Here is a 9,513-nt window from a genome sequence, read left to right on the forward strand (position 1 = left end):
TTTATTATCAGAAAGGAGATTTTACAAAACCTGAAATTTATTCTGCATTAAAAGAACGATGTAGAAACCTTGAAAAAGAGTGGGATGCCAAAGCTCAGCGTATCTTTTACATGGCGACTCCGCCGGTAATATTTGGCAAGATTCCCAAACATCTTAAGGAGGCAGGAATGTCGGACGATAAGGAATGGACACGGATTGTGGTGGAAAAACCAATCGGGAATGATATCACATCCGCGCTAAAACTTAATCAAATACTTACCGATAGTTTCAACGAATCTCAGGTATTCAGGATTGATCATTACCTGGGAAAAGAAACCGTACAAAATATTCTGGCATTCCGTTTTGCTAATCCACTTTTTGAACCCCTTTGGAACCGGAGATATGTGGATTTTGTGACCATCACTGTTGCCGAGGATTTAGGCGTGGAGCATCGCGGAGAGTATTATGAAGGCGCAGGTGCGTTACGGGACATGGTTCAAAACCATCTGATGCAATTATTATGTCTTGTAGCCATGGAACCCATGGTTTCATTTCAGGCAGATGAAATTCGGAATAAGAAAGTGGATGTTCTTCATGCAATACGTTTGATTCCAAAAGATAAGGTGAATGAATACGCCGTTCGGGGGCAATACGGAAAGGCAACCAAAGGGGATAAAGAAGTTTTGGGGTATCGCGAAGAAATCGGAGTTTCATCCGATTCCCTCACGGAGACGTTTGTTGCCATGAAGTTGTTTGTTGATAATTGGCGATGGCAGGATGTGCCTTTTTACCTTCGAACTGGAAAACGCCTTCCAAGGCAGGTATCGGAAGTTAACATCCAGTTTCGCGCTGTTCCACATCAATCCTTTCCTCCCGAAGCTACTCTCGATTGGCAGCCAGCTTGTCTTATCATGTCCATTCAGCCTGACGAAGGTATCGTACTCCGTTTTCAGGCAAAGCAGCCTGGAACAAAGTTGTTGTTAAAACCGGTTGACATGCGGTTCAATTACCTGGAGAGCTTCTCCATAGCCTTGCCCGATGCTTACGAAACATTGCTTTGGGATGTAATGAAAAACGATGCCACCCTATTTATGCGCGCCGATCAGGTTGAGGCTGCCTGGCAAATCATCATGCCTATCCTTGATGCCTGGTCCGATGAACCGTCGGTCGATTTTCCGAATTATTCCTCCGGTACCTGGGGGCCTGAATCAGCTGATGAGCTGCTTCTTCCCGGACACCACTGGCCATTACCAACCATATTAAATAAAAAAAAATAAAATGGACAAAATTATTCCGATTACCACATTATTTTTAGATATAGGCGGCGTCTTGCTTAGCAATGGCTGGGGACATGAGTCACGCAAAGCTGCTGCTGAATATTTTAATTTGAACTATAATGAAATGCAAGTCCGGCATAAACTCACCATGGTTACTTATGAAGAGGGAAAGCTCACCATCAATGAATACCTCAATCGGATAGTGTTCTATCAAAAACGTCCATTTACACTTAATCAATTTCAGGAATTTATGTTTGCTCAAACAACCCCCAATATGGAGATGATTGAGTTTATACGACAATTGAAAGAAAAGTATCAGCTAAAAATTGCCGTTGTCAACAACGAAGCGAGGGAATTGAATGAATACAGGATAAAGAAATTTAAGTTAAACCAGTTCGTTGACTTTTTCATATCCTCCTGCTTTGTCCATTTTCGAAAGCCCGATGCCGATATGTTCAATATAGCACTTGATATCGCACAGGTTGCAGCCAAACAAGTAGTGTATATTGAAGATGTGCAGATGTTTGTTGAAGTTGCCGGAGATTTGGGAATCCGGGGAATCCGGCACAAAAATTTTCTTTCTACATCTGCACAATTAGCCACTATGGGGCTTGAGGTTTGATTAAATAATAAATTATGAACTCGGAACAAGTTTGTATATTGACTATTAATGGAGGTTCGTCCTCTATTAAATTCGCGCTTTATGAGGCGGGTGGAACTCCAACGCGTTTGCTACATGGGGAAATAGATAGAATAGGCCTGAAAGATTCAACATTGATTTTCAATAATGAGAAAGGGGATCAGAAAGATACCCTTCAGATTGAAGCCTCAGATAATCACTCCGCAATAAATTTTCTGCTGAATTGGCTCGAAGAGCAGGACAGATTCTCTTCGGTCAAAGCTGTAGGACACCGCGTAGTTCATGGCATGAATCATACCGTACCCGAGCTTATTACTCCTGAATTGATGGATGAACTTCATCGTATTGCGCCTTACGATCCTGATCATCTGCCTGATGAAATTGAATTAATTGAAACCATCTGTAAGCGCCATCCAAAACTTACTCAGGTGGCATGTTTTGACACAGCATTTCATTGCACAATGCCTCGCGTGGCGAAATTAATTCCCATTCCCCGTCGCTTCGACACCAAGGGAATACAACGATACGGGTTCCATGGCCTGTCCTATGCTTATTTGATGGAGGAACTCGTCCGCGTTACCGACGAGAAAACGGCTAATGGACGTATTATACTGGCTCACTTGGGCAATGGAGCAAGTCTTGCTGCCATCCGCGAAAATAAGAGCATTGACACAAGTATGGGTTTTACACCAGCTTCTGGCTTAATGATGGGCTCTCGCCCAGGCGATTTAGACCCCGGTGTTGTTTGGTATATGATGCAATCAGAAAATCTGACACCCAAAGAGTTCAATAATATGATCAATCACGATTCAGGCCTGCTTGGCATTTCTGAAACCAGTTCCGACATGCACGATTTGATAGAGCGCCAGGAGCGCGATGTCAGAGCGGCCGAGGCGGTTGAACTGTTTTGTTATACTATCCGAAAATGGATAGGTGCCTTCGCTGCGGTCTTAGGTGGGATAGATACCTTGATATTTGCCGGAGGTATTGGGGAGAACTCTCTTGAAGTACGCTCCAGAATTTGCAAAGGCCTGGAATTTCTTGGAATCGCACTTGATGAAAAACGAAACCTGGCAAACGCACCTGTTATTTCCAGAGAAAGCGAAAAAGTAGTTGTTCGTGTTATGCACACCGACGAGGAATGGATGATCGCAAAAACGGTCAGCCAAATGATAAATCTTACTGAAATATAACAAGAAAATTTACTATATCATGAAAACTAAAGAAGCGTTTGAAGAAGAAATTGCCCCCAAAATAAAAAAGGTGGGTGAAATGAATAAGCCATTATCGCATGAACTCTTGCAAAAAATGAATGCCTATTGGCGCGCTGCAAACTATCTTTCGGTCGGACAACTCTATCTGCACGACAACCCATTGCTGCGGGAGCCGCTAAAACTTTCCCATATAAAGAAAATGTTGCTAGGGCATTGGGGAACCACGCCAGGGCAAAATTTTATTTATACCCATTTGAACAGGGCTATTAAAAAATATGATCTGGATATGTTTTATATAGCAGGTCCAGGTCACGGTGGCCCTGCTTTGGTTGGTAACACCTACCTTGAAGGTACTTACAGCGAAATTTATCCTGATATCTCCCAGAATGAAGCCGGAATGAAGAAGTTGTTTACTCAATTTTCCTTTCCCGGTGGAATTCCCAGTCATGTTTCGCCCGATTGCCCCGGCTCAATCCACGAAGGTGGAGAATTGGGATATTCACTAAGTCATGCATTTGGAGCCGCTTTTGATAATCCGGAACTAATTGTAGCTTGTATCATCGGTGATGGAGAAGCTGAAACCGGTCCCCTGGCTACCTCCTGGCATTCAAACAAATTTCTAAACCCGGTTTCCGACGGGGCTGTGTTGCCAATTTTGCATCTTAACGGCTACAAAATTGCCAATCCAACAATTCTGGCACGTATCCCGCGTAAGGAACTGGATCAACTGCTCCGAGGTTATGGTTGGACTCCTTATTTTGTTGAAGGTGATGAACCGGAAGATATGCATCAACTCATGGCCGGTATTTTAGATACTGCTATTGATGAAATTAAACAAATTCAAAATAATGCTCGAAATAATAATGATGCCACTCGCCCGCGCTGGCCAATGATTGTATTTGACTCACCCAAAGGCTGGACTGGCCCCAAAGAAGTAGATGGCCTCCAAATTGAGGGTACTTTTCGTGCCCACCAAATTCCACTACTCGTAGATTCCGAGCATCCACATCATTTACAATTGCTGGAAAATTGGATGAAAAGCTATAAGCCGGAAGAATTATTTGATAAAAATGGCTCTCTCCTACCCGAACTCGCAGAACTGGCACCAAAAGGGAAGCGTAGAATGGGGGCTAACCCACACGCCAACGGTGGCTTATTACTGCACGACCTGATTATGCCAGATTTCCGGAAACATGCTGTTCAGGTTAAATCGCCAGGTTCGGTTCAGTCTTCCGACACTCATGTATTGGGTGAGTTCCTTCGCGAAGTGATCAAAATTAATGCCGACCAAAACAACTTCCGTGTTTTTGGCCCCGACGAAATTCTTTCTAACCGCTTGAATGCCATATTTGAGGTGACCAACCGACAATGGGAAACTCAAACACAAAATAATGATGAATTCCTCGCAACCCAGGGACGGGCAGTAGAGATGTTGAGCGAACATCAATGCGAAGGGTGGCTCGAAGGATACCTGCTCACTGGCCGGCATGGGCTGTTTACCAGCTATGAAGCATTTATTCATATTGTCGATTCGATGTTTAATCAACATGCAAAATGGCTGAAAGTAAGCGCTAAATTGCCCTGGAGGAAAGAAATAGCATCATTGAATTATCTGCTAGCTTCACATGTATGGCAACAGGCACATAATGGAGATACCCATCAGGATCCCGGATTTATTGATCATGTGGTCAACAAAAAAGCTTCCATCGCTCGTGTTTATCTGCCACCAGATTCAAATTGTTTATTGTCAGTTAGTGATCATTGTTTAAGGAGCCGTAACTATGTAAATGTTGTGATTGCTGGTAAATATCTGGCTCCTCAATGGTTAAACATGGAAGATGCTATAAAACATTGCACCCGCGGAATAAGTATCTGGCAATGGGCAAGTAACGATCAAGGTTCTCAGCCCGATGTCGTAATGGCCTGCTGCGGCGATGTACCAACACTCGAGACCCTGGCAGCAGTTTCCATTCTTCGGAAACATTTACCTGACCTGAAAATCAGGGTGGTCAACGTGGTCGATCTGATGAAACTGGAATCCAGTGCAGAACACCCACACGGATTAACCGATTCTGAGTTCGATGCTTTGTTTACGAAAGATAAACCTATTGTTTTTGCCTTTCACGGATATCCAAAACTAATACATCTTCTTACCTACCGCCGTACAAATCATGCAAACATGCATGTTCGTAGTTATAAGGAAGAAGGAACAATAACTACTTTCTTTGACAATCTGGTACTCAACGACCTTGACCGGTTTCACCTGGTAATAGATGTGATAAATCGTCTGCCACAATTGAGTGACAAGGCGGCTAAACTGAAACAAATGCTGGAGGAAAAACTTATTGAGCACAGAACCTATATTGAAAAAAATGGTGCGGATTTGCCGGAAATACAAGACTGGAAATGGGACAACACAAAATAAAAGCAAAGAAAAGTTCAAAAGACTTTCCTGTAGTTTGCGTGGGAGGATCGGCCGGTGGCCTTGATTCTTATATCCGCTTACTAAAAAATCTGCCGGCTGATATGGGGGTTGCAATTGTTATCGTTAATCACCTCAGGGAAGTAGCTACCTATCTCCACGAGATTCTCCCGAGGCACACGGAGATGCCGATTGAGCTGATCACAGAAAAATTAGACATCGAGCCCAACCATGTGTTCATCATCCCTGAAAAGCGGGATTTACATGTTCTAAACGGAGAGTTCCGCCTGAGACCTATCTCAAAGCCAAGGGGCTGGCCCGACGTGATTACGATTTTTATGCATTCACTCACGGAGCACTGGAAAGGCAAACTGATCGCAGTTATTGTCTCCGGATATGATGGTGACGGGGCAGCAGCACTTTGCGGTATTAAAGACGTTGGCGGTATTACCATCGCGCAGAAACCCGATACTGCCGGGCAGCCTGATATGCCAGAGAGTGCAATAGCCAGCGGATGTATCGATTTTGTTCTTGCACCTGAGAAGATCGCTCAGGAAATTATACGAATTGCCCATACGGAATCAGAGACCAGGTAAATGCTGGAAATACAAAAATGGAAATGGAATCAGGAAATAAAATAGAAAAGGAAAGCGCTGAACATCTAAGAGAATTGATGGGTAGTGGTTTAGCTGCTGACCATGGAGGTTTTAAATTGAAAGTCAAACTGGTACAGGCTCTCATAGCTGCTGATTTTAATGTAGTGGACTTTGGCGCTATGTTGGATGATGCTAGAATGGGGATGAAACATTTATCTGCATGGGAAAAGATTACTTTGGTGTCTGATCACGAAATGAAAAACACTTTCGCGAAATTCTTTGGATACATGCTATCCTGTGAATCTCGGATATTTAAAAATACTGAATTCAATAGTCCGTTAAAAAAAGCTTAAACACAGAGACGCAATGACGCAAAGTTTTTATTATGAGCGAGTTGGTGCCTTCTTGCCTGATTTTGTAATGGATTAATTATCATCTGTTTGCAAAAGCTTAACGGAGGAGTATTGTGAATTGGAAGACACAAAAATATGGATAGTTGAAAAGTGATATCATATATTCGGTGAATAAAGTCGAATAAAAGAAAGATAACTAAATCTTAAGACATGAAATCAAATATGGACAACTCGAAGGCTCACGAATCGAAACCAGGATCAAAGACCATTGCAAAGAACGATCTGAAATCCATTCCCATGCCGGAACTGATGAAAAAGTTGGATTCGTCACATGACGGCCTCACACAGGTAGATGCAAAGAAACGTCTCGATCAATATGGGCCAAACGAAATTGAGGAAAAGAAAACCAATATGTTCCTGAAATTCCTTACTTATTTTTGGGGACCTATTCCATGGATGATCGAAATAGCTGTAATTCTATCGGCTGTAGCCCGGCACTGGCCTGATTTTCTTATTATTCTTGTTCTACTTCTCGCCAATGCCGTGGTCGGGTTCTGGGAAGAACGCGAAGCAGGCAATGCCATTGAAGCACTCAAAGCCAAACTGGCTGTAAAAGCCCGTGTATTGCGCGATGGGAGGTGGATAACCCCTGCATCACGTGAATTGGTGCCCGGCGATGTGATACGTTTACGTTTAGGCGATATTGTGCCTGCTGATGCCCGTTTACTGGATGGCAACACAGTGGAAGTGGATCAGTCGGCATTAACAGGCGAATCTCTTCCAATCACACACAAGCCTGGCGAAGCCGTATTTTCCGGATCAATCATTCGTCAGGGTGAAATAACTGCAATGGTATATGCAACAGGTACAAAAACGTATTTTGGAAAAACAGCACAACTGGTTCAGGAAGCACATACCGTCAGTCATTTTCAAAAGGCGGTTTTAAAAATAGGCAATTACCTGATTGTGTTAGCGGTAGCCTTGGTAGCAATTATAATTACAGTAGCTATATTCCGAGGAGACCCAATTCTCACCACATTACAATTTGCTTTGGTACTTACTGTGGCAGCAATACCTGTGGCTATGCCAACGGTATTATCTGTAACAATGGCGGTTGGAGCGCAACTTCTTGCTAAAAAGAAGGCAATTGTGAGTAAGTTGGTTGCTATTGAAGAATTAGCAGGAGTAGACATGCTATGCGCAGATAAAACAGGAACATTAACCCAAAATATGCTTACATTAGGTGAACCCTTCAGTGTTAAAAATATTTCAGCTGATCAGGTCATACTCAATGGAGCATTGGCATCGCGTGAGGAAAATAACGACACCATCGACCTGGCTGTTCTGGGTGGCCTGAAAAACAAAGATTCTTTAAAAGATTATAAAGTGCTTCATTTTCAGCCTTTCGACCCGGTGCATAAACGCACCGAGGCTACAGTCAAGGCAAAGGATGGTAATGAGTTTAAAGTATCAAAAGGTGCACCACAGGTGATTCTGGAATTGGCTGACAACACAGATGAGTTGAAGGACGCTGTCAATAAGGCGGTCAACGATTTTGCGGCACGAGGCTTTCGCTCATTAGGTGTGGCACGTGCTGAGAGTGACGGGAAATGGCAGTTTGTTGGCGTATTGCCCCTGTTCGATCCCCCACGGGAAGACGCCAAAACTACCATTGCAACTGCACTTGCAATGGGTGTGAAGATTAAAATGGTTACGGGTGATGCATTGGCCATTGCTAAAGAAACAGCCCAAAAATTAGACATGGGCAGCAATATTCTCGATGCCAGCAGCTTAGGTGATTCAAAGAAGAAAGAAACAAAGGAGGTAGCTGAATCTATTGAGAAAGCCGACGGTTTTGCACAGGTATTCCCAGAGCATAAGTTTCATATTGTGGATGTGTTGCAAAAACGTGGGCACATTGTTGGTATGACTGGTGATGGGGTAAACGATGCCCCGGCGCTTAAGAAAGCCGACTGTGGAATCGCTGTTTCGGATGCAACTGACGCTGCTCGCGCAGCGGCCGCAATCGTACTAATGACACCCGGTCTTTCAGTAATTATCGACGCGATCAAGGAAAGCCGAAAAATATTCCAGCGAATGAACAGTTATGCTATATATCGCATTGCTGAAACACTTCGTGTATTGCTTTTTATGACTTTATCCATTTTGGTATTTAACTTCTATCCGGTAACAGCTGTAATGATTGTAATGCTTGCATTACTTAATGATGGCGCCATTCTTTCTATTGCATACGACAATGTTAAATATAAAAATAAACCAGAGGCATGGAACATGCGAATGGTACTGGGGATATCCGCAGTGCTAGGTGTTGTTGGGGTAATTGCCGCTTTTGGCTTGTTTTATCTGGGTGAAAGGGTTTTTCATCTCGATCGCGATCACATCCAAACATTAATGTATTTGAAATTGTCAGTTGCTGGTCACCTGACAATCTTCCTTACCCGCACCCGTGGAGCCTTCTGGACCATCCGACCTGCCCGGATACTATGGATTGCAGTATTAGGAACACAAATTATCGCCACTCTAATTGCTGTTTACGGCTTATTTATGACGCCACTGGGTTGGGGTTGGGCCGGATTTGTATGGGGTTATGCTCTGGTATGGTTTTTATTGAATGACCGATTGAAATTACTTGCTTATCGAATTTTCGATCCGTTAAAAACAAAAGCCAAGCAAATCTAATTCTGTAGAAAATTTAAAAATGATAAGATGATGCAATCGATCCGAAAAAGGATAACTCACTCTACAAAAGGATTCAGGGTTTCAAAAAATTAAGAATTAAATATGATTTTCAAGTTTTCTTACATAGATCTTTTTCCAATTCGTTATTATTCGTTTAATTGGAATTATTGTCTTAATTGGAATATATAATTGCGATAACTTTGAGGTCAAACAACTTGTAGTAAATTAATTATTAGATATCAGTAGTGTCCGACAAAAAAAGCGTTTAACTTTTTGAGCTCAAGCCGCGCGGGCTTTTACTTTTTTTGTTCACGAGATAAAAATTATAAGGT

General features: G+C 42.8%; 7 protein-coding genes. All 7 read left to right on the top strand.

Annotated elements, in window-relative coordinates; translation table 11 throughout:
- Nucleotides 1–1,256 (top strand): glucose-6-phosphate dehydrogenase (zwf, locus tag QZZ43_RS11900; RefSeq protein ID WP_291859506.1); only part of this gene is annotated, 1,256 nt, incomplete at its 5' end.
- A gap of 1 nt (nt 1,257) precedes the next feature.
- Nucleotides 1,258–1,878, top strand: coding sequence for an HAD hydrolase-like protein (locus QZZ43_RS11905; protein WP_291859509.1), 621 nt, complete (start codon nt 1,258–1,260; stop codon nt 1,876–1,878).
- Nucleotides 1,879–1,892: 14 nt separating this feature from the next.
- Nucleotides 1,893–3,089, top strand: coding sequence for an acetate/propionate family kinase (locus tag QZZ43_RS11910; protein WP_291859512.1), 1,197 nt, complete (start codon nt 1,893–1,895; stop codon nt 3,087–3,089).
- Nucleotides 3,090–3,108: 19 nt separating this feature from the next.
- Complete coding sequence (locus tag QZZ43_RS11915) at nt 3,109–5,535, top strand: phosphoketolase (protein ID WP_291859515.1); 2,427 nt, start codon at nt 3,109–3,111, stop codon at nt 5,533–5,535.
- Complete coding sequence (locus QZZ43_RS11920) at nt 5,517–6,128, top strand: chemotaxis protein CheB (protein WP_291859518.1); 612 nt, start codon at nt 5,517–5,519, stop codon at nt 6,126–6,128. The genes QZZ43_RS11915 and QZZ43_RS11920 overlap by 19 nt, the downstream gene beginning before the upstream one ends.
- A 17-nt stretch (nt 6,129–6,145) precedes the next feature.
- Nucleotides 6,146–6,481 carry an STAS/SEC14 domain-containing protein gene (locus QZZ43_RS11925; RefSeq protein WP_291859521.1) on the top strand — a complete coding sequence of 112 codons (336 nt, stop codon included), beginning with the start codon at nt 6,146–6,148 and terminating at the stop codon, nt 6,479–6,481.
- Between the two features lie 210 nt (nt 6,482–6,691).
- On the top strand, nt 6,692–9,181 hold the full coding sequence (locus QZZ43_RS11930) for a plasma-membrane proton-efflux P-type ATPase (protein WP_291859523.1): 2,490 nt from the start codon (nt 6,692–6,694) through the stop codon (nt 9,179–9,181).
- Nucleotides 9,182–9,513: the final 332 nt, after the last annotated feature.

The sequence above is a fragment of the Marinilabilia sp. genome, assembly GCF_016278715.1.
GTDB lineage: Bacteria > Bacteroidota > Bacteroidia > Bacteroidales > Marinilabiliaceae > Marinilabilia.